The organism is Wenyingzhuangia sp. IMCC45467 (assembly GCF_054111205.1).
In genome coordinates, this window is the sequence record NZ_CM134196.1 from 2,719,346 (window position 1) to 2,745,151 (window position 25,806).

Sequence of the window (25,806 nt, forward strand, 5' to 3'; positions counted from 1 at the left end):
TAAAATTACTCGAAGTGACTATAAAAAATTGAGATGTCAGTTCGAGTGAATTTCAGTAATGTAATGAATGAAATTAGTATCGAGAACCAATAGAATAATTATGAACTCTAAAAATATACAAATCAACCTCCCTCTTTTATCAGAAAAAGGAATAGAACTGTATGTAAAAAGAGAGGACTTGCTACATCCATTTATTTCGGGAAATAAATTCAGGAAATTAAAATACAACATACAAGAAGCCAAAAATCAAAAGAAAGAATGTTTGTTAACTTTTGGTGGAGCTTATTCTAATCATATTATAGCGACTGCTGCTGCAGGAAAAGAGTTTGGTTTTAAAACGGTTGGAGTGATTAGAGGAGAAGAATTAGGGATAGATTTAGAAAAAACTTTTGATAAGAATCCTACTTTAAAACAAGCTCATCAATTTGGAATGGAGTTTTTATTTGTGTCTCGTGCAACATATCTACAAAAAAAAGATGCTACATTCTTAAGCTCAATTATAGCAAAATTTCCTAAAAGTTATATCCTTCCAGAAGGAGGAACCAATGAGTTAGCTATTAAGGGTTGTGAAGAAATCTTATCAGAAAAAGATGAAGAATTTACGCATATTTGCTGTGCTATGGGAACAGGAGGAACGGTAACAGGAATTATAAATAGTAGTAATAAACATCAAGAAATATTAGTTTTTCCTGCTTTAAAAGGAAATTGGATTGCGGATGAAATCATGAATTTAAAACCTAACAAACAAAATTGGGAAGTTATTTACGATTATCATTATGGTGGCTATGGAAAAGTATCAGAAGAATTAATTACTTTTATCAATCAATTTAAAAAAGAAACTAGCATTTTATTAGATCCTATTTACACAGGAAAAATGCTGTTTGGAGTTTTAGATTTAATTAAAAACAATCACTTTAAAAAAAGCAGTAAAGTTTTAGCTATTCATACTGGTGGATTGCAAGGGATAGCAGGAATGAATCTTTTTTTAAAGCAAAAAAATAAAACAATCATAAATGAATAAACTTCTAATTTTTTTTTCGGTATTCATTATTATTTCTTGTAGTTCTAGTAAAAAAACAACGAGTAGAAATAGAACTAAAGCTGTAAATGTTGCAACAGATCAAGAAGTTAAGGTAGTGGCAAGCAAAGAAGCTTTAAAAGAAGTAGAGAAAGTTGTAGAGGAAACAAAGAAAGATGCTAAAGATTATTTAAGTGATTATACGCTTGCGTATATTGAGCAATATGCTCCTATTGCGATGGAAGAAATGCGAAAATTTAAAATTCCTGCAAGTATTACTTTGGCTCAAGGGATTTTAGAATCGGGAAGTGGAAGAAGCAGTTTAGCCTTAAAATCTAACAATCATTTTGGAATAAAATGTCATACAGGTTGGAAAGGAGAAAAAGTATATCATGATGATGATGCCAAAGGAGAATGTTTTAGAAAATATCAATATCCTGCAACCTCTTACCAAGACCATTCTTTGTTTTTAACTACTCGTTTTAGGTATGCAAGTTTGTTTGGCTTAGATGAAGATGATTATAAAGGTTGGGCAAAAGGGTTAAAAAAAGCGGGTTATGCTACAGATTCAAAATATCCTGATAAATTGATTTCTTACATAAAAAAATACGAGTTATATAAGTATGATGAAATGGTTTTAAAGGGTAAAAACCTTGAGTATGTATCTGTTAGTAAGGAAGCAACAGAAGAAATAGCATCAACAATTAGAGATTATAAAGAGGAGTCTAAAAGAAGAAAGAAAATCAATAAAAAAGGAATTCATATTGTAAAGGGAGATGATACTTTATATTCTATTTCTCAAACATATGGAATTCCAATTGATGAGATTAAGGCTTTAAATAATTTGCGTGATAATATTATTCATAAAGGAGAGGAATTAAAGTTAAGGAGTGATGCCGAACGTAGTGATTATCATGTTGTAGAGAAAAAAGAAACTTTATATTCCATTGCCAAAAAATATGATTTAACGGTTGATGAGTTAAAAAGAATGAATCATTTAAGAAATAATGATTTGTCTATTGGGCAAGAATTAAGAGTAGAATAACTTCTGGTTAATTAGATTTAAAACTCCTAAAAGTCAATTGGTTTTTAGGAGTTTTTTTATTTTATTTTTTTAAATGCAACATTGTTGCGTTTGTGTGTTTTTATTCTATATTTGCTTCAAAATTTTTAAATAATAAATTAAAATGAAAAAATTTAAATTCTTAGTCTATGCAGTAGCATTTTCATTCTTTATCTCGTGTTCTGATGACGACCATGATATTGAACATGAACACGAACATCATGATGAACAAGAAAACATGGCTTTATTGGTTTCGGATGTAAATTCTAAAACTTTAAACTTTATAAAGCCTCATGATGAGTCTATTCAGACTTATCAGGCAAAATATAGTAAAGGAGCAATATATGCTACAGAGTCTGGGAGATACGGAGTGATAACCCATAGAGATAATAACTTTACAGAAACCTTTAATCTAGGAGGAGAGGTTGCGCACGGAGATCATAGTCATGATTTAGGAGAAACAGGTTTAGCTGCTATAAGTTTTGAAAGTCAAAAACCAACACATTTTAAATCTGCTCAAGGGTATGTTCTGGTTTATAATGATGGAGATGCAACTTTAAGTTTGTTTAATGAGAGCAGTATTCATAATAATTCATCTCCAGTAAGAACAATTAATACAGGATCTGTTGCGCATCATGGAGCGATGGCTGTTTACAAAAATGGGAGTATTGCTGTTACAGAGCTAGGGAATGGAGCTTCGCTGCCAGAATCTGTTAGAATAATCAATCAAAGTGGAGAAGTTCTTTTTCCAAATCAGTCTATAATTAAAACTTCGGGTATCCATGGAAATGCAGCAGGAGATAAGGTGGCTGTTTTTGGTTCTAATACAGGTGTTTTGGTAGTAAAAGACACTGGAGAACAAAGTTTGATTCACTACCCTGATAGTTTTGGAGATGATGTTTGGTTTGGAAGTTTGTTAAGTACTCATGACTCAAATTTGTTTATAGGATATACTGCTACTAAAGGTGTTTATTATATTGATATAGAAAACAGTGAAATTACACCAGTTTACGAAACTACAGATTTGTTTAAATGTATAGTGAGTTCAGATGGAGAATATGTAGTAGCACTTACTAAAAGTGGATATTTAAATATTACAGAAATAGAAAGCAAAAGTGTGGCTTATCAAGGACAGTTAAGTGTTGATTTAGATACAGAGGCAGCAGACCATAGTTCTGTAACAAGTAATATAGATGTTAGTGATGAGTTTTTATATGTTTCTGTTCCTTCTGAGCAAAAAATTATCCAAATATCATTAGATGAATTAGAAGTGGCAGATGAGTTTAATTTAGAAATTACCCCTTATCAGTTTAAGGTTTTAGGGTATAATCTAGATCATTAAAAAGCAAAGAACAAAAAAAAGCGATGTTTTAAAACATCGCTTTTTTTTATTATAAAATTAAGCAGCAGGCTTTTCGTGTCTATGTTTTCTATCATCTTTAGAATTGTGTTTTCTTTTGTTTTTTTGAAAACGATCTTTCATTTTATGATGAGCCATTTCTTTTCCTCTATGCTGTCTTTTTTTATGAATTTCTTTCCATTGAGCATATTGTTCTTTATTTAAAATGTTTTTCATTTTGTTTTGTAAGACTTTTTGCTCTTCTAAATGAGTCATAGCCATATTAAATTTTTCCTCGCTAGAAATTTCTTTTCTTTCAGGTCTTTCCCCTTTTTTACGAGCTTCTTTAAAATCAGCTATTCTTGCTTCCATTTTATTTACTTTTTCAGCTATAATTGGAGCAATCTTAGCTTCTTGTTTTTCGCTCAAGTCAAGATCAAGACTCATCTTTTTTACCATTAACTGAGTTTTTTGTTCAGCAGTAAATGATTGTTTTTGTGCAAAAGCACCGATTGCTATAAATAATGCAATTAATAAACTTAATTTTTTCATCTTATTTAATTTTAAGGATTTATACAGTTAAGACAAGTGTGTTTCAAAAAGGTTTAACAATGTTTTTGAAAACTAGACAAGTAAGCTTAATATCACGACCAAATGTATAAATTCATCGACTTGTATTTTTTATACTCTATTTAGAAAACTTATTAAATAATTAATCTTTAATTGAGAGATATTGTTATTCGTTACTTTCCATGTATCTTTGCAAAATGGAACAAGAGTTAAGACTATCAAGCTGGTTACCAACTACTAAGAAAGAATGTAAAATTAGAGGTTGGGATGAATTAGATGTAATTCTATTTAGTGGAGATGCCTATGTGGATCATCCTTCATTTGGACCTGCAGTAATTGGTCGTTTGTTAGAGAGTTATGGATTAAAAGTAGCCATTGTTCCACAGCCAAGTGTGAATGATAACTTACAAGATTTTGAAAAACTTGGAAAACCAAGATTGTTTTTTGGAATTACTTCTGGAGTGATGGATTCTATGGTGAGTAATTATACAGCAAGTAAGCGTAAACGTGATAAAGATGCATATACTCCTAATGGAGATATTGGTTTTAGACCAGATTATGCAACAACTGTTTATAGTAAAATTTTAAAAGAAAAATACCCCAATACTCCTGTGGTTCTAGGAGGAATAGAAGCATCGTTAAGACGTGTAACTCATTACGATTATTGGTCAGATGCTTTAAAGCCAACTATTTTGAAAGATTCTGGAGCAGATATGTTGGTGTACGGAATGGGGGAGCAACCTTTAAAAGAGATTGTTACTTTGTTGCTAAAAGGAGTGCCTTTTAGTTCTTTAACAACAATAAAACAAACTGCTTATTTACAATCTAAAGATTTACCCATTAAAAAGAATAAAAATTGGGTTGATAAAAGATTGAGTTCACATGAAGATTGCTTGGCAGATAAAAAAACATTTGCAGCAAATTTTAAAACAGTAGAACAAGAATCTAATAAAACTTACGGTGGTAGAATTTTACAAGACATAGGTAATGAGGTTTTGGTAATCAATCCACCATATCCAACCATGGTAGAAAGTGAAATAGATGCTTCTTTTGATTTGCCTTATACACGTTTACCACATCCTAAATACAATAAAAGAGGGCCTATTCCTGCTTTTGAAATGATTAAGTTTTCCATCAATACCCATAGAGGGTGTTTTGGTGGATGTAGTTTTTGTACCATTTCAGCACATCAAGGAAAGTTTATTGCTAGTAGGAGTAAAGAATCTATTTTAAAAGAGGTAGATCAAGTAGCAAATATGCCAGATTTTAAAGGGTATTTGTCTGATGTTGGAGGGCCATCAGCCAATATGTATCAAATGAAAGGAAAGGTTCAAGAGATTTGTGATAAATGTGTTGCTCCTTCTTGTATCAACCCTGTAATTTGTTCAAATTTAGATACCTCTCATGCTCCGTTAACAGATATATATCAATCGGTTGATAAGCATCCAAAAATTAAAAAATCATTTATTGGTTCTGGTATTCGTTATGATATGTTGGTGCCAGATTTTAATAAAAATGCAGATCCTAAGGAATTAGAAGAGTATACAGAAGAGGTGATTACCAATCATGTTTCTGGTCGTTTAAAAGTAGCTCCAGAACATACTTCGGATAAGGTTTTAAGATTGATGCGTAAACCATCATTTTCTAACTTTCATGATTTTAAAAAGATTTTTGATAAAATCAATTTAAAAAAGAAGTTAAACCTTCAATTAATACCATATTTTATTTCAAGTCATCCACAGTCGGAATTAGAAGATATGGCAAACATGGCTGCCGAAACCAAAGACATGGGGTTTCAGTTAGAGCAGGTGCAAGGATTTACACCTACACCTATGACGGTAGCTACGGTTATATATTACAGTGGATATCATCCATATACTTTGGAAAAAATGGATACACCAAAAACAGCCAAAGAGAAAGAAGAGCAACACAGGTTCTTTTTTTGGTATAAAAAAGAAAATCAGGCTTGGATTCGTAAATCCTTAACCAAAATTGGAAGACAAGATTTATTAAATAAATTATTGCCTAAAGGAGGAAATACTGGTTATAAAAAAGACTTTAAAGCAAAAAACACGTTTAATGATGCTGTTGATGTTCCAAAAGGAATTATTAATAAAAAATCAAAGCCTACTAGAGGTAAAAGAAATCAAGATGGATTTGTAAGTGTATTAGATAAAGATAGATCTAGTAAAAAAGAAGAATTTTCTACAAAGAAAAAACGAAGACCTAAAAACAGAAGAAAATAGTAAATATTTTTATGGTTGGGTTAAACCTTTTGCAAATAATATAATCTTACTAAGTAAATATTCTAATCAATGATGATTATTTGATTGATATTTAGTTAATTCATTAAGCTTCTAACCCATGTGGTTAGAAGCTTTTTTATGTTAAATAATATGATGTGTTTCTGTTTAGAGCCGTTACAAATCCTTATTTTTGATATTGATAACCAATGAATCAACATGAAAAAAATACAATTATTCTTTATTTTAATTTCACTGTCATTATTTGCGCAAAGTAATGATGAAGTTAAGGTCGATTTATCTAACCCGTATAAAACCATTTATACACATTTACATTTTTTACAGCCAGAAAGTTATAATGAAGTAAATGCGGCTAGGGTTATTTATGGTAAAAGTCAAGAAAAATCCATAGACATTGCTTTAAAAATAAAGCAGGTACTAGATGGAAAAGGGTTAAAGGTAGATTTTAAAAATGTACCATTAAATGCCAATTATAAAGACACAATAAATAGTGTAGAAATTAAAAACCAATATGTTTTATTTCCTGATAGATTACCAGAAATTTACTTAGAAAAAATAGATGGTAAATGGTATTATAGTGAAGAAACAAGTGATAAGATTTTTGCTTTATATCACAATGTATTCCCTGTAGGGACAGATTTTATTAAAAGTATAGTGCCTGGTTTTGGACATGTAGAGGTTTTAGGTATTGAACTTTGGCAGTATGTTGGAATTATTCTTTTTATTATTATAGGAGCTTTTTTAGCTTGGATAATTAATAAGGTTGTTTTTTATTGTTTAAAGGTATTAGAATCTTTATTTATAAAGTTTGCGCATGATTCTTTAAGTAAGACCTTAGATAAGTTATCAAGACCATCGGCTTTGTTAATTGTGTTTTATTTGGTGGAAGTTTATGTTCCTACATTACAGTTTCAGATTGATATCAATTCTTTTTTAATAAAGGGGTTAGAAATAGGACAAATAGTTCTTTGGATATATGTGTTTTTAGAAATTGTAAGTGTAATTATAGAAGTATTTGTAACCTATACTGCCAGAACGGAAAGTAAGTTAGATGATCAGTTAGCTCCTATTTTAAGTAGGTTGTTAAAAGTTTTAGTAATCTTTTTGGGGGTTCTAAAAATGTTAACTGTTTTTGGAGTCAATACAACTACTGTAATTGCAGGAGCTTCTATTGGAGGTTTGGCAGTTGCTTTGGCTTCTCAAGATACGGTTAAGAATTTGATAGGTACGTTTATGATTTTTTTAGACAAGCCATTTCAAATAGGAGATTGGATTGAAGGGGGTGGAGTTGAAGGAACAGTAGAGGAAGTAGGGTTTAGGTCTACTAGAATTAGAGCGGTAGATACTTCTATATTTTCTATTCCTAACAGTAAATTGTCTGAAATAGTAATTAATAATAAAGGATTAAGACAATATAGAAGATATCAAACTAAATTAGGAATAAGATATGATACTCCTCCTGAGTTAATTGAGGCTTTTGTAGTAGGGGTTAGAAAAATTATTGAAATTCATCCAGAAACTTTAACAAAATCTTACAATGTAGAGTTTACAGGTTTTGGAGATTCTGCTTTAGAAATATTAGTGAATACATATTTCTTGTCTTTAGAATGGGGAGTTGAACAAACTTCAAAACATAGATTACACATGGCTATTTTAAAGTTAGCTGCAGAGTTAGGGGTAGATTTTGCCTTCCCATCTCAGACGGTAATGATAGAAGAGTTTCCAGAAAAGAAAAATATGAGTGTTACGTACAATACAGAATCTGAAAGAATTAATGAAATTGTAAGTAATGTTGATAGAAATTTTAAGTAGTGGTAATATTTTTTAGTTAAAATTAAATATTTAATAAAAAATATATTTATATTTGAGAATATTGAAATAAATATAAATAATGTTTTGTTGAACTTATTGTTTCATAATTAATTGATTTAATTATATTCATGTTGATTATTTCTTCGCTGTCAAGCTGGTTACTTGACAGCGTTTTTTTTGCATAAAACTTAACTAAAAAAATAATTTCAGGTGTTTAATAGTAGTCGTTTGACTATAAAAAAGATGGTATAGTTGATTATTATACCTTTTAAGATGTATTACAAACCTAGGTAAGATAAGTTTGTCTTTAAATTTGTTATGCTATTTTAAAATTAAATATATGAGAGCTTTATTCTTTTTAGTATTTAGTATCATCAGTACAACGGTTTTTGCTCAACAACCAAATATCATTTTTTTTATTATTGATGATTTTGGGTATTCAGATTCTGGTTGTTACGGATCTACTTTTTACGAAACACCAGCCATAGATCAATTAGCAGCAGATGGTATTAGGTTTACGAATGCATATGAGGCTGCTCCAAGATGTGTAGAATCTAGAAAATCTATCATGTCTGGACAATATGCTTATAGACCAGAGTTGAGTAATTTAACGGCAAGTCATTATACGTGGGCGGAAGCATTGAATGATGCTGGTTATGCAACTTTTTTTACAGGAAAATGGCACTTGGCACACCAAGCAGATGAAATGCCAGAAGCACAAGGGTTCGGAACTAACATAGCAGGTAGTGAGTTTGGTTCACCTCCAACCTATTGGTTTCCGTATAAAAATGATACTGAAGGGCAATTACCGCATATTGGTACCACAAGATTTGATGGTACAAATGACACTGATACTCCTAGAAGTGGTGATGATGAAGAGTACTTAACAGATAGACTTACTTTGGAAACGAATAAGTGGATTGGAGATCATGTAGCTGCAAATCCTACACAGCCTTTTGTGGCAATGGTTTCTCACTACGGTGTACACACCCCAATTGAAGGAAAAGCAGCATATGAATCAAAATATGCAGATAAAAATGCGGTGAATAATTACCCTGTAGATGCTTCTGTAAATGAGTTAACAGGAAAAACAAAGCTGTATCAAGACAATGTAACTTATGCTTCTATGATTCAGAGTATTGATGAAAGCTTACGAGATATTAGAGCTAAATTAGTAGACTTAGGGATAGAAGATAATACTGTAATTATTTTGACTTCGGACAACGGAGGTGTTTCAACAGTGCCAATTTCTAGTAATAGAGAAATGGTAACTTCTAATAAGCCTTTAAAAACAGGTAAAGGATGGTTATACGAAGGAGGAATTCGTTTACCATTAATTGTTTATGGTCCAAGTTTTAGACATGGTGTCGTTGAAGATACACCTGTTGTAGGTACAGATTATTATCCAACAATGTTAGAAATAGCAGGAGTTTCTTTGATTTCTTCTCAACATAAAGATGGTATAAGTTTTAAGGATGCTCTTGAAAATACTGGTTATGAAAGATCTGAAGCGATTGTTTGGAATTATGATTTTGCTAAAGTGGGAACAGGGAATCCATCTATGGCAGCTGTAAGAAAAGGTCAATATAAGTTGGTTGAGTTAAAATACAACTGGCAATATGAATTATATGATGTAGTTGCGGATCCAGGAGAAACAAATGATATAAGTGCTGACAACGCTGCTAAAGTTGCTGAGTTAAAAAAGATTTTATTTGATAAGCGTAGTGAGGTTGGAGCTTCTCATACTGTAACCAATACAAGTTTTATAGAAACACAACAAACTCTTTATGAAGAGATGAATGCAGAAACAGGTTCTGATATTCAGCCTGGAGAATTATGTGCTGCTCCTGTAAATGGTTCAATAGTTCGTAATGGAGATTTTGAGTGTAGGTTTGATATTAATTGGTCTTTAACGTATACAAACTCAGCTGTTGCAAAGTTAGCTGATGGAGCTTCAGAGTCAAGAAATAGTAGTAGTGGAGCTGCTAAAGTGGAAGTGACTACTGCAGGTAATTTAGGGCACGTAAGAATTGAAAATACTTTATTTGAAGGGAATTTAAATGGGAAAACAATCACAGTTTCAACTTATGCAAAATCTCCTGATGCAGCAAAATTAAAGTTTCAATTAAAAGTTCAAGAGTCTAGTGGTTCTGCTAAAACTTATACAGGAAATACCAAGTTTGATGTGACATCAACTTATGCTAAATACGAAGAAACATTTACTTTAGATGAGGTAGATACAGATAATGTTGTGTTGAGAATTCAATGTGGAGAAGTACAGGGAGTATTGTATTTAGATGATGTGGTTGGTACTTATCCAGTTAGTGTTACATCACCAGGTACAGAAGTGGTTGTGAATCCAGGATTTGAATCTGGTTATAATGTAGATTGGTCTTTAGGTGCTTCTGGTTCAGCTGTAGCTTCATTAAGTAATGAGACAAGTGATGTACAAGCAGGTTCAGTGGCAGCAAAGGTTGTTGTAACTACTGCTGAAGCAACTTATGGTAAGGTTGCATTGTCAAACACTAATTATACAGGTACTATTGATGGTGATAAGTTAACCATAGGGTGTTATGCAAAATCAGCGGATGCTGGAGCAGATTTTGAGTTTAAAATCAAAACAAATCTTGCTGGAGCTTCTACTTCACCTCCATTTGCTTTAACATCTACTTATCAATATTTTGAATATGAATTTACGATTGATTCTGGAGTTACTGAAATTGAGGTGCAAGCTATTTGTGGAAAAAATGTAGGAACTTATTTGTTTGATTCTTTTACTTCAAGTTTAACGAGTTTGAACTTAAGTTTTGAAAGTGAAGTTAGAAAGACTTTACAAATTTCTCCAATTCCAGCGAGAGATTATATCAATATTAATTCTCCATATAAGCTTTCAGAAGTAAGTATTTATAATGTTTCAGGAAGTAAGGTTTATACAGTAATTAATAATAATAATAGGATAAACGTATCTAAGTTGTCTAGTGGTATTTATTTGATGAAATTAACGTTTGAAAATGGCGTTAAACTCACAGAAAAAATAGTAATTGAGTAGTGAGAATACATAGCCAAAAAGAAGGGTTCATTTTTAAATTTAAAAACGAACCCTTCTTTTTTTAGAATACCTTAAATAATTTTCATCAATTTAATTTATAATTGTACTTTTGCCACCTATTTTTTTATTTTAAATCATGCAGTTAGCAGGTGAATTATTATTTTCTTCTTATTTTGTAGATATGTTTATCTACAAGACTGTTGTTGTATGTTTTCGTAGGCGACGATGTAGGGAGTAGTCACTTTAATAAAGTGCTATTCACAATTTTAGACAACATCAACAAATATGAAAACAACTTATAAATTATATCAACAACAATGAAAATTGTAACTGCTAACAAATCACACTTTAAATACGCCGACATTATCTGCGATACTATTGAAACTTCTGCAAGAGTAAGAGGTACAGGTATTGCTAAACGTACGCCGGAGTATATCAAGAAAAAATTAGAAAGTGGTGATGCAGTAATTGCTTTAGACGGAGTAAAGTTTGCAGGGTTTTGTTATATAGAAACTTGGGAGAATAAATCTTACGTAGTGCATTCTGGTTTAATTGTACATCCTGATTATAGAAATCAAGGATTGGCAAAGCAAATCAAAACAAAAGTATTTAATCACTCTAAAGAAAAGTATCCTGATGCTAAAATTTTTGGTATTACAACTGGATTGGCTGTAATGAAGATTAATTATGAGTTAGGATATAAGCCTGTTACTTTTTCAGAGCTAACTAGAGATGAAGCTTTTTGGAATGGATGTAAATCATGTAAAAACTTCGATATTTTAGAACGTAACGAACGCAAAATGTGTTTGTGTACAGGTATGTTGCACGATCCTAAAGAGGTAGAACGTAAGAAGTCTGTTAAAGAACCTAGTTGGGAGTTTAAAGCAAAGTTAGCAAAATTGAAAGACAAGATTTTTCATAAAAAAAGCTAATAATTTGTTTAAAAAACCTAATCCAATCTAGGATTAGTGTTTTCATCTGTTAATTTTTAATGTTTCATTCACATTCCGTATTTTTGCGGACTGAATATTAAATCATTACTGTTTAAGGTAAAGTGGTCATCGAGCGTAGTCGAGATGAATTGTTCTCGACTACGCTCGAACACCTATAAATTATATAAATATCATGGATAAAGTAGTATTGGCATATAGTGGAGGTTTAGATACTTCGTATTGTGTAAAATATTTAATCAACGAATTAAAGCTAGAAGTACATTCAGTTTTGGTAAACACAGGTGGTTTTACTAAAGAAGAATTGGCTGCCGTTGAGAAAAAAGCTTATGAAATGGGAGTAACTTCTCATGAAAATAAAGATATTTTAGAAAAATACTACGACAAAGCCATTAAATATATGGTGTATGGAAACGTATTAAAAAACAATACTTATCCATTGTCTGTATCTGCAGAGCGTGTTTTTCAATCTATTGAGGTAGTGAAATATGCAAAATCTGTTGGAGCAAAATACATTGCACATGGTTCTACTGGAGCAGGAAACGACCAAGTTCGTTTTGATATGATTTTCCAAACCATAGCACCAGAAATTGAAATCATTACTCCAATTCGTGATTTAAAATTATCTCGTCAAACTGAGATAGATTATTTAAAATCTCACGGAGTAGATATGAACTGGGAAAAATCTAAATATTCTATCAATAAAGGAATTTGGGGAACATCAGTAGGTGGAGTAGAAACGTTAAAGTCTCAAAAAGCATTGCCTAGCGAAGCGTATCCAAGTCAATTAAAAAGAGAAGACGAAGAAGAGGTAACCTTAACTTTTGACAAAGGTCAGTTAGTGGCGTTTAATGGAGTGAAAGATACCCCAGTAAATAATATTTTAAAGTTAGAAGAAATTGCTTCTGCTTTTGCCATTGGTAGAGATATCCATGTTGGAGATACCATTGTGGGAATTAAAGGGCGTGTTGGTTTTGAAGCTGCTGCTGCAACAGTCATTATCAAAGCACATCACTTGTTAGAAAAACACACATTATCTAAAGCGCAACAAATTACCAAAGAAGGATTGGGAACTACATACGGAACCTTGTTTCACGACGGTCAGTACTTAGAGCCTTTAATGCGTAACATAGAAAAGTTTTTAGAAGATTCTCAAAAAACAGTAAGTGGAGATGTATATGTAACCTTACGTCCTTATCATTTTATTGTAACAGGAATAGACTCTAAATACGATTTAATGGCTTCTGGATTTGCAGATTACGGAGAAGAAAACAACGCTTGGTCTAGTCAAGATGCCAAAGGATTTATAAAAATATACGGAATGCAAAACAAAATCTTTTACCATGTAAATAAAGATTTGTTAGAGGCATAATTAAAAAGTTGTTTATAGAATAAATCGTTTTTTGTTTAATCGATTTAACTAGAAAAAAAAATGTTTAAAAGTTGTTAGGTGATCGAGCGTAGTCGAGATTGTATAACTTTAAAAACTAAAATGAAATGATAAAAGCAGGAATAGTAGGAGGAGCAGGATATACAGCAGGAGAATTAATTAGGTTGATTATGAATCACCCTGAGTTAACTTTAGATTTTGTATACAGTACTTCTAATGCCGGAAACAAATTATACAAAGTACATGCAGACTTGTTGGGTGATACCGAACAAGATTTTACAGATACTATTAATCCAGAGGTTGATGTGTTGTTTTTGTGTTTAGGACATGGAAATTCTACTACTTTTTTACAAAACAATACATTTTCTGACAACACTAAAATCATCGATTTAAGTAATGATTTTCGTTTAAATGCCGATATGGTTTTTGAAGGGAAAGAGTTTGTGTACGGATTGCCAGAAGTTAGAAGAGAGGAAATTAAAAAAGCAAAATATATTGCCAATCCTGGTTGTTTTGCCACTTGTATTCAGTTTGCATTGTTGCCTTTAGCAAAAGCTAAAAAATTAGGGAATGATATTCACATCAACGCAACTACAGGAGCAACAGGAGCAGGAGTTTCGCCAAGTGCTACTTCTCACTTTCCTTGGAGAGATAATAATTTTTCTGTGTACAAACCTTTTACACACCAACATTTAGGGGAGATAGGAGAAACCTTAGAAGGATTGCAAGAAGGGAAAACAGGAGAATTGTTCTTTATTCCAAATAGAGGAAACTTTAGTCGTGGAATTTTTGCTTCTATTTATACTAAGTTCGATGGAACTTTAGAAGAAGCTAAAAAAATATATACAGATTATTATGCAGAGGCACCTTTTGTACACATTACGGAGGCACCTGTAAATATGAAACAAGTAGTAAATACCAACAAATGTGCTATTTCTATTATCAAGCACGGAGATCAAATTTTAATTTACTCTGCTATTGATAATTTACTAAAAGGAGCTTCAGGACAAGCCATTCAGAACATGAATTTAATGTTTGGTTTTGAAGAAACTTTAGGATTGAATTTAAAAGGAAGTGCATTTTAGCCACATTGTGGCGTTAATAAGGTCATCGAGCGGAGTCGAGATGATAAACTGCCAATAGTTAAAAACTAAAGGCTAAAAGTTAAATCAAAATGAAATTATTTGACGTTTACCCATTATACAACGTAACTCCTGTAAAAGCACAAGGAGCTTATGTTTGGGACGATAAAGGAGATAAATATTTAGACTTATACGGAGGTCACGGGGTGATTTCTATTGGTCATACACATCCAACTTACAAAGCAGCTTTAGAAAATCAGTTGAGTAATATTGGTTTTTATTCTAATGCTATTCAAAATCCTTTACAGCAAGAATTGGCTGATAAATTAGGAGAATTGTCTGGTTGTGGAGAAGACTATGCTTTGTTTTTATGTTCTAGTGGAGCAGAAGCCAATGAAAATGCAATTAAAGTAGCATCGTTCTACAATCAAAAATCTAGAGTTATTGCGTTTCAAAACGGATTCCACGGACGTACTTCTGGAGCCGTTTCTATTACAGACAATCCAAAAATTATTGCTCCTATCAACGCACACAATCCGGTTACTATTTTACCGTTAAATGATATTGAATTGGTAAAAGCAGAGATTGCCAAAGGAGATGTTTCATCGGTAATTGTAGAACCTATTCAGGGAGTAGGAGGATTAGACATGCCAACCACGGAGTTTTTACAAGCAGTAAGAAAAATTACGAAAGAGAACAATGTGTGTTTAATTTTAGATGAGGTTCAGTCTGGTTACGGACGTTCTGGTAAATTTTTTGCACATCAACACCATGGAGTAAAAGCAGATATCATTCCAATGGCAAAAGGAATGGGGAATGGTTTTCCTATTGGTGGTGTGTTAATTGCCAATCATATTGAGCCTTGGTACGGAATGTTAGGAACTACTTTTGGTGGTTCTCACTTGGCTTGTGCTGCGGGTATTGCAGTGTTAGATGTAATGAAGCAAGAAAACCTAATGCAAAATGTTGCAGAGGTAAATGCATATTTCCAAGAACAAGTAAAAGATCTTCCAGGTTTAAAGCAAGTAAAAGGACAAGGATTAATGCTTGGATTGGAATTTAATTATGAAGTAGGAGAATTGCGTAAGAAATTAATTTACGACTATAAAATATTTACAGGAGGTGCTAACAACAAAAACTTGTTGCGTATTTTACCACCTTTAAATGTAACCAAAGCAGATATTGATGTGTTTGTAAAAGCATTAAAAGAATTGTTGTAGAGATTAGTTCAAAATTTTGAACCCTTTTAAGGGGATAATTACCAAACAAAAAGTCACACTTTTATACTATATAAAAGTGTGACTTTTTGTTTGGAGATTCCTATGTTTGCTAAAAAAAATAAATATGAAAAAAATATTATTGGTTACTCTATTGTTTTCTGTGATGTTTAAAATTAATGCACAAACAGAAAAAGGAAATTTTTTGATTGGTGCAAGTAGTTCTAGTTTAGGGTTTAGTTCATTAAATTCATCAGTAAGTATGAATAATTCAGAGACAGAGGTAGAAACAAAAAACTTTAATATTTCTGTAAAAGTAGCCTATTTTCTTCTTAAGAACACAGCTTTAGGGGTAAATATTCCATATAACAATCAGTCTAGTGATCAGGATTCTCCAGAGGTTTATCAGAAAAACATAACTTATCAAATAAAACCATTTACAAGAATATACGCTTATTCAAATAATCGTATGGGTGTGTTCTTAGAAGGAGACGTTGGGTTTGGAAAAACAAAATATAAATCATCTTTTCTAAATGAACAGAATAATGAACAAATCTATAACGTAGTGTCTTATCAATTAGGATGTGGTTTTTCATTTTTTTTAACTAAATATTTTTCAACTGACTTATTCTTAGGATATAGTTCAACTAAAAATAAAATAGACAATCAAGGGTATGATGGAGAAACAATAACAGATGGTTTTGTGTCAAGTGTAGGTTTTTCGGTTTTTTTATAATTAATTAAAATAAACCATCTTTTTAAAAGTTATTACAACTATAATATTATTAGTAATTTTACAGAGTTCTTGAGCAATCAAGAACTCTTTTTTGTTAAAAGAGAGCGAATAAACAATTATACGATTCAACGAATCCCATATTTATATGAAACACTACTTATCCATTCACGATTTACCAAGTATTAAAGACACGGTAAAAGAAGCGATTGAGCTAAAAAAGAATCCATTAAAAGATCAAGCTTTAGGAAAAAATAAAACCATTGGTTTGTTGTTTTTTAACAACAGTTTGCGTACGCGTTTAAGTACTCAAAAAGCAGCGTTAAACTTAGGAATGGAGCCTATTGTAATGAATTTTGGTTCGGAAGGATGGCAGTTAGAGTTTGAAGATGGTCGTATTATGGATCAAGGAAAATCAGAACATGTAAAAGAAGCAGCTGAGGTAATTTCTCAATATTGTGATATTATTGCGATTCGTGCATTTGCAGGGTTAGAAGACAAAGAAAAAGACGAAGCAGAAGAAGTATTGTCTGCTTTTACAAAATATGCTACAGTGCCTATTTTAAATATGGAATCTTCCGTAGGGCATCCATTACAAGCTTTGGCTGATGCTATTACAATTGAAGAGCACAAACCCGCTAAAAAGAAATTAAAAGTGGTGTTGTCTTGGGCACCACATCCTAGGGCTTTGCCTCATGCAGTAGGGAATTCTTTTGCAGAAATGGCCTTAGCTCACGAAGATGATTTTGAGGTAGTAATTACACATCCAAAAGGATATGAATTAAATCCGGAAAGAACCAAAGGAGCTACTATTGAGTACGATCAAAAGAAAGCGTTTGAGGGAGCAGATTTTATTTACACTAAAAACTGGTCGTCTTATAACGATTACGGAAAAGTAGTAAACACAGATAGCTCTTGGATGATTACAGCCGATAAAATGGCAGTAACGGACAATGCAAAATTTATGCACTGTTTACCGGTTCGTAGAAATGTAATTGTGGCAGATGAAGTAATAGATTCTGAAAATTCAATTGTCATCAAACAAGCTAACAACAGAACTTATTCTGCACAAGTTGTATTAAAAAAGATATTAGAGAATTTAAAATAGTATTTAGTATAGAGTATAAAGTACTGAGTTTAGGAATGTGATTGATTACATTTAGAACACATACTTTTTACTTTCTACTTTTTACTCAGTACTTATAAAATGAAACAAAAACTAACCATCGTAAAAGTAGGAGGAAACGTAATTAACAATGCAGAGGCATTAGAGAGTTTCTTGTCAGATTTTGCAGCTTTAGAGGGAAATAAAATATTGGTTCACGGAGGTGGAAAACGTGCTACTCAATTGGCAGCTGATTTAGGTATAGAGGCCAAAATGATCAACGGACGTAGAGTAACCGATGAAGCAACTATTGAAATTGTAACCATGGTCTATGCAGGTTTGTTAAACAAAAACATTGTAGCTACGTTGCAAAGTAAAAATTGTAATGCCTTGGGATTGTCGGGTGCGGATGGAAATTCTATTCAGGCTCATAAACGTGTGGTGGTAGATGTAGATTACGGTTTTGCTGGTGATGTTGATGGTATCAATGCTCAAAACATAGCTACGTTTATTAATGGAGGAATGACTCCTGTTTTTTGTGCCATTACACACGATGGTAAAGGACAGTTGTTAAACACCAATGCAGATACGATTGCGAGTACCATTGCTGTTGGGATGTCCAATTTATATGATGTTTCTCTAGTGTATACCTTTGAAAAAAATGGAGTGTTGACTTCTGTAGAGGATAATGACTCAGTAATTACGGATATCAATTCCAAAAAATATGTACAGTTAAAAGCAGATGGTATTATTGCGGATGGAATGTTACCTAAAATGGAAAACTGTTTTAATGCTTTAGAACAAGGAGTATCAGAAGTGATTATAGGAAACCCAACAGTGATTAAAAATAAAGAACAATTGTTTACAACGTTGACTTTGTAAAATTAGATAAGTTCTCGATACAAATTCATTTCATTTTATTACATGAATTTACTCGAACTGACAAAGAATTTACGAGGTCACTTCGAGTGATTTTGAGGAACGAAAAAATGTATCGAGAAGTAAGGATATTATGATAGAAACACTACAAAAAGAAGCACTAGAATTATTACAAACCTTAATTCAAACCCAATCTTTTTCAAAGGAAGAAGAACCCACTGCTGAAATTTTATCAGCATGGTTAAAGGAAAGAGGAATTGAAGTAAAACGAGATTTGAATAATATATGGGCTACCAATAAATATTTTGATGAAAGCAAACCGACTATTTTATTAAATTCTCATCATGATACTGTAAAGCCAAATCAAGCCTATACACGTGATCCTTTTGAAGCAAAAATAGAAGGAGGTAAATTGTATGGTTTAGGGGCTAATGATGCTGGAGGTTGTTTGGTAGGTTTGATGTCTGCTTTTGTATATTTCTATTCTCAAAAAGATTTAAAATACAATTTTGTCTTGGCAGCTACTGCTGAAGAAGAGATTTCTGGGGAAAACGGAATTGCTTATATGCAAAACATCATGCCTAAAATAGATGTGGCTATTGTGGGAGAACCTACTTTGTTAGATTTGGCTATTGCAGAAAAAGGTTTGGTGGTTTTTGATGGAAAAGTAACGGGAACTCCTGGACATGCAGCACATATTCCAAATCATCAAAACCCAATATTTAAGGCGTTAAAAGATTTAGAGTGGATCAATTCTTATAAATTTCCAAAAGTATCTCCTTTTTTAGGAGAGGTAAAAATGACGGTTTCTCAAATAAATGCTGGTGCTCAACACAATGTAGTCCCTTCAGAATTAACTTTTGTGGTAGATTGTAGGGTAACGGACCAATATACCAATGCAGAAATTGCCGAAATTATAGCAGAAAATACTGAGTGTGATGTCATTCCACGTTCTTTACGATTAAATTCCTCATCTATAGATCCAAATCACGAATTGGTAAAATCTGGAATTTCTTTAGGTAAAAAAACATACGGATCCCCAACTTTATCAGATCAATGTAGGTTGACTTGCCAATCTGTAAAAGTAGGACCAGGAGATTCTTTACGTTCTCATTCGGCAGATGAATTTATTTATGTACAAGAAGTGTATGATGGAGTAGATTTTTACATCAAATTACTGAATCAAATAGTCTAACTTTAAGAGTGTTTAAGGTTTTTTATGAAAGCAGCGTTGAGACAATTTATAGAAAGTTTCCAATTTTTAACTCCTGACGAAGTCACTATCATTGTGGACAACACGGTGTTAAGAAATCCTAAAAAAGGAGAGATTCTTTTAAGGGAAGGAGAGGTTTCTGGAGAATGTTATGCTGTGGTAAAAGGTTGTATACGTGAGTATATTATTAAAGACGGTGTAGAAAAAACCATTTCTTTTTTTACAGAAGGAGATCCTGTAAATGCATTTTCAAGTGAAGTTACAGGTTGCCCATCCAAATCTTATTTTGAGTGTTTAGAAGATTGTATTGTGACTGTGGGAAATGATTCTTTAATTGATACCATGATTGAGCGAGTTCCAAGGTTAGAAAAATTGATTAGAAGAGAAGTAGAAAAAGAAGCAGGAAAAGTACAAGATAGAATGGCAGATTTTATGATTTCTACTCCCGAAGAACGTTTTATCACTTTAATAAATACACAACCTAATTTAATTCATAGAGTTCCCCAAGTATTAATTGCAAGTTATATTGGGGTAACTCCAGAATCTTATAGTAGAATTAAAAAACGTGTTTTTAAAAAATTAAAAGAACAGAACTAGAGGTTTGTAGTTTCGTTTATAATTACATCGCAAACCAATTTGTTATTGTCTTTGTTAAGTACATGGTTAGAGTTTTTTAATAATTGATGACTTTTTAAAGAAGGAAAAATCTTAACAGCTCTTTGTATCATTTTTTTACCCGGAAACATTAAATCGTTTTCTGCAGCAAACAAAACAATGGGTGTTTTTATAGAATTTGCTCTCTGTTTGGAGATGGTAGGAACAGGAGTAAAATCCATAGTAAAGTTGGGCAATACTTTAGACAGAAACTCTAACGCAAATGGATCTTTTTCGCTAAAAATTTCTTTTAAAAACCTTTCTAAATATTTTATGTTTTGGGTTCTCATAAATTTTTTCATGGGGATAAAAATCTTAAACAAAGCTTTTAAAGGATTTCCGTTTACAATGTATGCGGGTGCTGATAGATATACTTTATTGATTTTATTTTCATTGTACTCCAACGTTTTTAAACTCACCAATCCTCCAAAAGAAAAACCAGCTATTGTAATATTATCAATCTGCAAATTATCAATAATTTCGTGCATCCATTTTCCGTATGAATCATCTTTCATGCTTAACCTTGTTTCATCACTTTTGTTAGGCTGTGCAAGTATATCTATGGCATATACTTTAAAATAAGGAATTAATTTTTGATAGGTTTCTAAAGCAATTGGAGCACAAGCATTAGAACCATGTAGTAATATTATTGGTGGATGTGTGTCTTTACCACAAACAATAATATGGGTGTTTCCAAAGCTTGTTTCAACTGTTTGGTATTGGTAATTAATGTTAAGACTGTTTAATTTTTGATCGTACAGTTTTAAAATTTCTTTTTTGGATTGTTCAGAGTTGTATAGGGACATGATGTTGTTCTACTTTGTTTTAAAATTATAAATATCATTTTATTTGTGTTGAGGTTTTATTTTTTTAATCAATAAAAGAATGGCAAAACTTAATTCAGAAATGGCAGCAACACCTAATAAGACATTGGCAGAGTTTACCAAAACATTATTTTTAATTCCAATAAAATGCACTAGGCAATCTAATAGATATCCCAAACCACCTAACAGCAATAAAAAAGAAAGTGCTTTGTGAAACATAGGATGCTTGCAAGTTAAAATAGACAAAGCAATCATGTGTATACCAAAGAAAATTTGCCAAATATAAACGGTGTAAAAATGCGCTAACATGCAAAAGTTAAAAATGTTACTAACAGAACCGTTTGTGTTTATTTGATGTAATGGAACCATATAGTAGATTAGGTTAATTGCCATGATAAAGGCCATGGCTAGTCGTGAATATTTTGCTATTTCATTCCAAAGAGGATGGGTTGTTTTAAAAAACTGATAGAGTAGTACAGTAATAAATAGTTCCAAAAGAATTACCAATCCATCACCCAAAATACTTAGTTGAAACATTTGAAAATGATTTTGCAGGTTTTGAAATGTTTGTGGCAGATTGTAAATATCAATAAGTTGTAGCGGAGCATATCCCATGCTAAAACCACCAATAATTGCAATAAATAAGTAAAGAAGTCCAATTTTGTGTTGAGTTTTCATAATAGATATTGTTAATGATGTTGCAAAGTTGAGACATAAAAAAAATGCTTGCATTGACGTTTGGTAAGAAATAAGAAACGTTAAAAAAAGAGTATCTTTGCCAGCAGAATAAAAAACAACCGTATGAAACTTTGGGACAAAGGTTATGCAACCGATAAAAAGATTGACATTTTTACTGTAGGAAATGATAGAGAATTAGATTTACAATTGGCTAAGTACGATGTACTTGGAAATATTGCTCAATCTAGAATGTTAAATGCTATTGGAACCATTACTGATGAAGAGTTAAAAGGATTGGTTGCCGAGTTGAACAATATTTTAAAAACGGTTGAAGACGGAACTTTTACCATTGAAGATTCTTTTGAAGATGTACATTCTAAAGTAGAGTGGTTGTTAACTGAAAAGTTAGGAGATGCTGGAAAGAAAATTCACACAGCACGTTCTCGTAACGATCAGGTTTTGTTAGATGTACATTTGTATTCTAAAGATGCTATTTTGGAATTAAAAGATTGGGCAAAACGTTTGTTTGATTTGTTAATTGAATTGGCCGAAAAATATAAAAACCACTTATTACCTGGTTACACGCATTTACAAGTGGCTATGCCATCTTCTTTTGGAATGTGGTTTTCTGCCTATGCAGAAAGTTTAATTGATGATGTTTATTTTTTAGATGCAGCCTACAAAGTAGCAGATCAAAATCCGTTAGGTTCTGCAGCAGGATACGGATCTTCTTTTCCTATTGATAGAGAAATGACTACCAAAGAGCTTGGTTTTGAACATTTAAAAGTGAACTCAGTAGCGGCTCAAATGGGACGTGGTAAATTAGAAAAATCAATCTCATTTGCCATTGCAAGTTTATCGGCAACTTTGGCAAAAATGAGTATGGATATTTGTTTGTATATGAGTCAGAATTTTGGTTTTGTTACCTTTCCTGATGAGTTAACAACAGGTTCTAGTATTATGCCTCACAAAAAAAATCCAGATGTTTTTGAATTGATTCGTGGAAAGTGTAACAAATTACAAGCGTTGCCTTACGAGTTAACTTTAATCACCAACAATTTACCAAGCGGATATCACCGTGATTTGCAATTGGTAAAAGAAGGATTAATTCCATCGGTATCTACCTTAAAATCTTGTTTAGATATGATGGTGTTCTCTTTAGAAAACATCATTATTACAGAAAACATTGTAGAAGATGATAAGTACAAATACATTTTTAGTGTAGAAGAAGTAAATGCTTTGGTACAAGCAGGAACTCCGTTTAGAGATGCTTATAAAATAGTAGGTGCTAAAATTCAGAAGGGAGAATTTAAACCAGATTTAAATGTAAATCACACCCATATTGGTTCCGTAGGAAATTTAAGATTAGATTTGATTAAAGAAAAAATGGAAGCTAATTTTTAATAAATTAACTTTATTGTAATAAAAGAAAAGCCTCACTCTATTTAGTGAGGCTTTTTGTTTTATCCGTTATGACTTCCATCACAATAAGGTTTGTTACTACTTTTTCCACAACCACAAAGGGCAACGCCTCCATCTTTTTCTGCAGTAAAAAGAATTGGCTTTCCTCCTCCTTTAGCTACATGAGCACTATCACAAAAAGGCATAGATGCAGAATGTCCACAAGTACAATATTTATAGGTCTTTCCTTTTACTAATTCTATTACTGGCATATTTTATCTTTTAGATTAAAAACTAAAATTAATTAGAATTCCCTTTAGACAGAATATAAATTAATTTTTAGGATTTATTACAAGCCTTTATGAACGACTATTTTATCAGAAAAAATAATATTTTAGCAAAAACTAGTTACATCTCTAGTACTTATTATAAGTTTTAGTCTATATATTGGGTTTTATGAATGATTGGACAGAATTAAAATTATTAGTCATATTTTCTTTACTTGCAGCTGCAAATTTAATGGTGCTTTTTTTAATATTATTTTTCAAGAAAAATAATACGTTAGTCAATAAAGTTTTAGGACTATTGGTTTTTATTCCAAGTGTTGTTTTAATCATCAACCCTCTTTTGTATTTGGAATATTTTTCTGAATATTTGGTATTCATTTTTTTAGGCTCGTCAACTACTTTTTTATTTGGACCTCTGTTGCTTTTTTACATTTATTTGGTTCAAGGACATAGTTATCAATTTAAAAGAAAACACCTCATTCATTTTTTTCCAGTTTTTATTGTTACTATTTATGGTATATATATCAATCTTCAATCGAAAGAATTTATTCATGAAAATTATTTAAGAATAGTGTCAGGAGAAGATTTGGTTACTAACATTATTTATTTAGCACAAATAATCCATTTTGCTATATACATCACTTGGAGCATTAGAAAAGTAAATAGAATGAAAACAAAAAATTATATGTCTATTGCTGATAAAGCCAATTATAAATGGCTTAGATTTTTTGTAACTCGTTTATTGTATCTTAATATTTTAATATTGATTGTATATGTTGTACAAATGAGTTTTTTTCCAAGCTATATAATATATTCAGACCTTTTGGCAACACCTCTGGTTTCTTCGTGCTTTTATCCTATTATGGTGTATAAAAGTTTTACAAATAAGGTGACATATGATACAGATGTTTTTGATAAAAAAGAATTAAGTAGTGTTGAAAATAATAAAGAGCAAAAAGAGAATGTAGAAGATTTACAGACTACGTTAACATTAATACTTGAGCACCTAAATCAAAACAAATTATATTTAAAGCCAGATTATACCATTTTTGAATTGTCAAAAGATTTACAGTTATCTCAAAGATTGGTGTCAGACAGTATCAATCAAGTGATGGGTAAAAATTTTTCTGATCTTATGAATGATTTTAGAATAGAAGAGTCTAAGATTATTTTGTTAGAAAAATCAAAAGACTTAACCATAGATGCTATTGCCGAATTGTCTGGGTTTAAAAGCAGAGCTACTTTCTATAGGGTGTTTAAAGACAAAACAAATTTAACTCCTGCACAGTATGTAAAGACACTTAATTCTGTCTCATAAGCTGTTTTTGAGACAGAATTCCTCTTGTTTTATGGAGGGTTTGCTGTTAGCTCGTGCTAATTTTGGTTTAAACTAAAACTTAAATCAAAATGAAAAGCTACTTGGTTACAGTATTTACTATATGCTGCATTTTTCTGTCGGCATGTTCTTCTGAGGAAGACTCTCAGTTAAAAGAAACAGAATTAACTACAGAACAAAAAGAGTTTATAGCGTTATTAAAATCTAATTATCCAACACAAGTTGTTTCGTTTAATACAGGAACAGCAATTGACAATGCTCCTTATGCAAGCAATCAAAAACTAACATTTACTTTTTCTAGTTCAGGAATGTTGTTTATAGATACCAATCCAGAAAAAAATGATGGTGACGAAATAGAATTACCTGTTTTTTCTATAAATGGTAACGAATATGTTTGGAAAGATGCAGGACATGATTTGACTTATGCTTTGTCTTTAACAGCAGAAAATTATATAAACGAGATCAATGTTTTTAAAACATCAACTAATACTTTTTACGCTTCTTTAGTTACGATTGTTATAAATGAAAACCCAAGTGAAACCAATACAGAATCGTATTACTTTTTTGGAGATGATAATATGGAATGTACTCCTATTTCTCAAGGAAAACCATTAGTTTCTACGGTACATATTATTTCTAATCCATGTCAATCTAACAGTGCAGCTTTAACTTTTTATTTTGATTTAATGAAAGTTATCAATGCAGGTACTTATACTGTTTTAGCTTCTGAAGGAATAAATGTAGTTCCAGGAGCTGGAAAATTAACCATGGTGTTTTATAGTCATGATGCAAAAAATTGGTTTGCTCAATCGGGAACGGTTACCGTTACTACTAATAGTGACGATGCTTCTAAAATTGATTTAAAATTTAAAGATATTCTTATGAAAGCAGAAGATGGTACCGAAACCAATTTTACAGGTCAAATAATAGGTGTGTAATTTT

The 25,806-nt window shown here is 31.7% G+C and carries 22 protein-coding genes; 18 read left to right on the forward strand and 4 right to left on the reverse strand.

What is annotated here, in order from left to right:
- Positions 1 to 67 precede the first annotated feature (67 nt).
- From ACXGQT_RS11695 to ACXGQT_RS11705, 3 genes are all read left to right on the forward strand, one after another.
- Positions 68 to 1,021, forward strand: a complete 954-nt coding sequence (locus tag ACXGQT_RS11695) for a 1-aminocyclopropane-1-carboxylate deaminase/D-cysteine desulfhydrase (protein WP_457828779.1) — start codon at positions 68 to 70, stop codon at positions 1,019 to 1,021.
- The gene (locus tag ACXGQT_RS11700) at positions 1,014 to 2,063 is read left to right on the forward strand and encodes a glucosaminidase domain-containing protein (protein ID WP_457828780.1); all 1,050 of its coding nucleotides are present in this window, start codon (positions 1,014 to 1,016) and stop codon (positions 2,061 to 2,063) included. Before ACXGQT_RS11695 ends, ACXGQT_RS11700 begins: the two co-directional genes overlap by 8 nt.
- A gap of 142 nt (positions 2,064 to 2,205) precedes the next feature.
- The gene (locus tag ACXGQT_RS11705; RefSeq protein WP_457828781.1) at positions 2,206 to 3,423 is read left to right on the forward strand and encodes a hypothetical protein; all 1,218 of its coding nucleotides are present in this window, start codon (positions 2,206 to 2,208) and stop codon (positions 3,421 to 3,423) included.
- 57 nt (positions 3,424 to 3,480) lie between these two features.
- Here ACXGQT_RS11705 and ACXGQT_RS11710 read toward each other — a convergent pair whose 3' ends face one another.
- Entirely contained in the window at positions 3,481 to 3,972 is a 492-nt protein-coding gene (locus ACXGQT_RS11710) for a hypothetical protein (protein WP_457828782.1), read from the reverse strand.
- A gap of 215 nt (positions 3,973 to 4,187) precedes the next feature.
- Between ACXGQT_RS11710 and ACXGQT_RS11715 the strand changes: the two genes are divergently transcribed.
- The 12 genes from ACXGQT_RS11715 to ACXGQT_RS11770 all read left to right on the forward strand — a co-directional run bounded on the left by ACXGQT_RS11715 (position 4,188) and on the right by ACXGQT_RS11770 (position 20,281).
- A complete protein-coding gene (locus tag ACXGQT_RS11715) occupies positions 4,188 to 6,236 on the forward strand; it encodes a YgiQ family radical SAM protein (protein WP_457828783.1) in 2,049 nt (682 codons plus the stop codon).
- A gap of 216 nt (positions 6,237 to 6,452) precedes the next feature.
- Positions 6,453 to 8,066, forward strand: coding sequence for a mechanosensitive ion channel family protein (locus ACXGQT_RS11720; protein WP_457828784.1), 1,614 nt, complete (start codon positions 6,453 to 6,455; stop codon positions 8,064 to 8,066).
- A gap of 340 nt (positions 8,067 to 8,406) precedes the next feature.
- Complete coding sequence (locus ACXGQT_RS11725; protein ID WP_457828785.1) at positions 8,407 to 11,115, forward strand: sulfatase-like hydrolase/transferase; 2,709 nt, start codon at positions 8,407 to 8,409, stop codon at positions 11,113 to 11,115.
- A 317-nt stretch (positions 11,116 to 11,432) separates the two neighbouring features.
- The gene (locus ACXGQT_RS11730; protein ID WP_457828786.1) at positions 11,433 to 12,047 is read left to right on the forward strand and encodes a GNAT family N-acetyltransferase; all 615 of its coding nucleotides are present in this window, start codon (positions 11,433 to 11,435) and stop codon (positions 12,045 to 12,047) included.
- 193 nt (positions 12,048 to 12,240) lie between these two features.
- Positions 12,241 to 13,437 carry an argininosuccinate synthase gene (gene argG, locus ACXGQT_RS11735; RefSeq protein WP_068823963.1) on the forward strand — a complete coding sequence of 399 codons (1,197 nt, stop codon included), beginning with the start codon at positions 12,241 to 12,243 and terminating at the stop codon, positions 13,435 to 13,437.
- 125 nt (positions 13,438 to 13,562) lie between these two features.
- Positions 13,563 to 14,540, forward strand: a complete 978-nt coding sequence (argC, locus tag ACXGQT_RS11740) for an N-acetyl-gamma-glutamyl-phosphate reductase (protein WP_457828787.1) — start codon at positions 13,563 to 13,565, stop codon at positions 14,538 to 14,540.
- Positions 14,541 to 14,629: 89 nt separating this feature from the next.
- Positions 14,630 to 15,757 carry an aspartate aminotransferase family protein gene (locus ACXGQT_RS11745; protein ID WP_457828788.1) on the forward strand — a complete coding sequence of 376 codons (1,128 nt, stop codon included), beginning with the start codon at positions 14,630 to 14,632 and terminating at the stop codon, positions 15,755 to 15,757.
- Positions 15,758 to 15,881: 124 nt separating this feature from the next.
- Positions 15,882 to 16,490, forward strand: coding sequence for a hypothetical protein (locus ACXGQT_RS11750; protein WP_457828789.1), 609 nt, complete (start codon positions 15,882 to 15,884; stop codon positions 16,488 to 16,490).
- Between the two features lie 145 nt (positions 16,491 to 16,635).
- The gene (locus tag ACXGQT_RS11755; protein WP_457828790.1) at positions 16,636 to 17,595 is read left to right on the forward strand and encodes an N-acetylornithine carbamoyltransferase; all 960 of its coding nucleotides are present in this window, start codon (positions 16,636 to 16,638) and stop codon (positions 17,593 to 17,595) included.
- A 99-nt stretch (positions 17,596 to 17,694) separates the two neighbouring features.
- A complete protein-coding gene (gene argB / locus ACXGQT_RS11760; RefSeq protein ID WP_457828791.1) occupies positions 17,695 to 18,474 on the forward strand; it encodes an acetylglutamate kinase in 780 nt (259 codons plus the stop codon).
- Positions 18,475 to 18,604: 130 nt separating this feature from the next.
- On the forward strand, positions 18,605 to 19,666 hold the full coding sequence (locus ACXGQT_RS11765; RefSeq protein WP_457828792.1) for a M20 family metallo-hydrolase: 1,062 nt from the start codon (positions 18,605 to 18,607) through the stop codon (positions 19,664 to 19,666).
- 24 nt (positions 19,667 to 19,690) lie between these two features.
- A complete protein-coding gene (locus ACXGQT_RS11770) occupies positions 19,691 to 20,281 on the forward strand; it encodes a Crp/Fnr family transcriptional regulator (protein WP_457828793.1) in 591 nt (196 codons plus the stop codon).
- Here ACXGQT_RS11770 and ACXGQT_RS11775 read toward each other — a convergent pair.
- Together ACXGQT_RS11775 and ACXGQT_RS11780 are read right to left on the reverse strand one after the other, a co-directional pair.
- Positions 20,278 to 21,144, reverse strand: coding sequence for an alpha/beta fold hydrolase (locus tag ACXGQT_RS11775; RefSeq protein WP_457828794.1), 867 nt, complete (start codon positions 21,142 to 21,144; stop codon positions 20,278 to 20,280). The genes ACXGQT_RS11770 and ACXGQT_RS11775 overlap by 4 nt on opposite strands.
- A 39-nt stretch (positions 21,145 to 21,183) precedes the next feature.
- A complete protein-coding gene (locus ACXGQT_RS11780; RefSeq protein WP_457828795.1) occupies positions 21,184 to 21,840 on the reverse strand; it encodes a DUF4386 domain-containing protein in 657 nt (218 codons plus the stop codon).
- 123 nt (positions 21,841 to 21,963) lie between these two features.
- On the opposite strand from ACXGQT_RS11780, the gene argH reads away from it, so the two are divergent.
- The gene (gene argH / locus ACXGQT_RS11785) at positions 21,964 to 23,244 is read left to right on the forward strand and encodes an argininosuccinate lyase (protein ID WP_457828796.1); all 1,281 of its coding nucleotides are present in this window, start codon (positions 21,964 to 21,966) and stop codon (positions 23,242 to 23,244) included.
- 59 nt (positions 23,245 to 23,303) lie between these two features.
- Here argH and ACXGQT_RS11790 read toward each other — a convergent pair whose 3' ends face one another.
- The gene (locus tag ACXGQT_RS11790; protein WP_457828797.1) at positions 23,304 to 23,513 is read right to left on the reverse strand and encodes a CDGSH iron-sulfur domain-containing protein; all 210 of its coding nucleotides are present in this window, start codon (positions 23,511 to 23,513) and stop codon (positions 23,304 to 23,306) included.
- Between the two features lie 184 nt (positions 23,514 to 23,697).
- Between ACXGQT_RS11790 and ACXGQT_RS11795 the strand changes: the two genes are divergently transcribed.
- On the forward strand, positions 23,698 to 24,846 hold the full coding sequence (locus tag ACXGQT_RS11795) for a helix-turn-helix domain-containing protein (protein WP_457828798.1): 1,149 nt from the start codon (positions 23,698 to 23,700) through the stop codon (positions 24,844 to 24,846).
- A gap of 89 nt (positions 24,847 to 24,935) precedes the next feature.
- Positions 24,936 to 25,802, forward strand: a complete 867-nt coding sequence (locus ACXGQT_RS11800; protein ID WP_457828799.1) for a hypothetical protein — start codon at positions 24,936 to 24,938, stop codon at positions 25,800 to 25,802.
- Positions 25,803 to 25,806 lie beyond the last annotated feature (4 nt).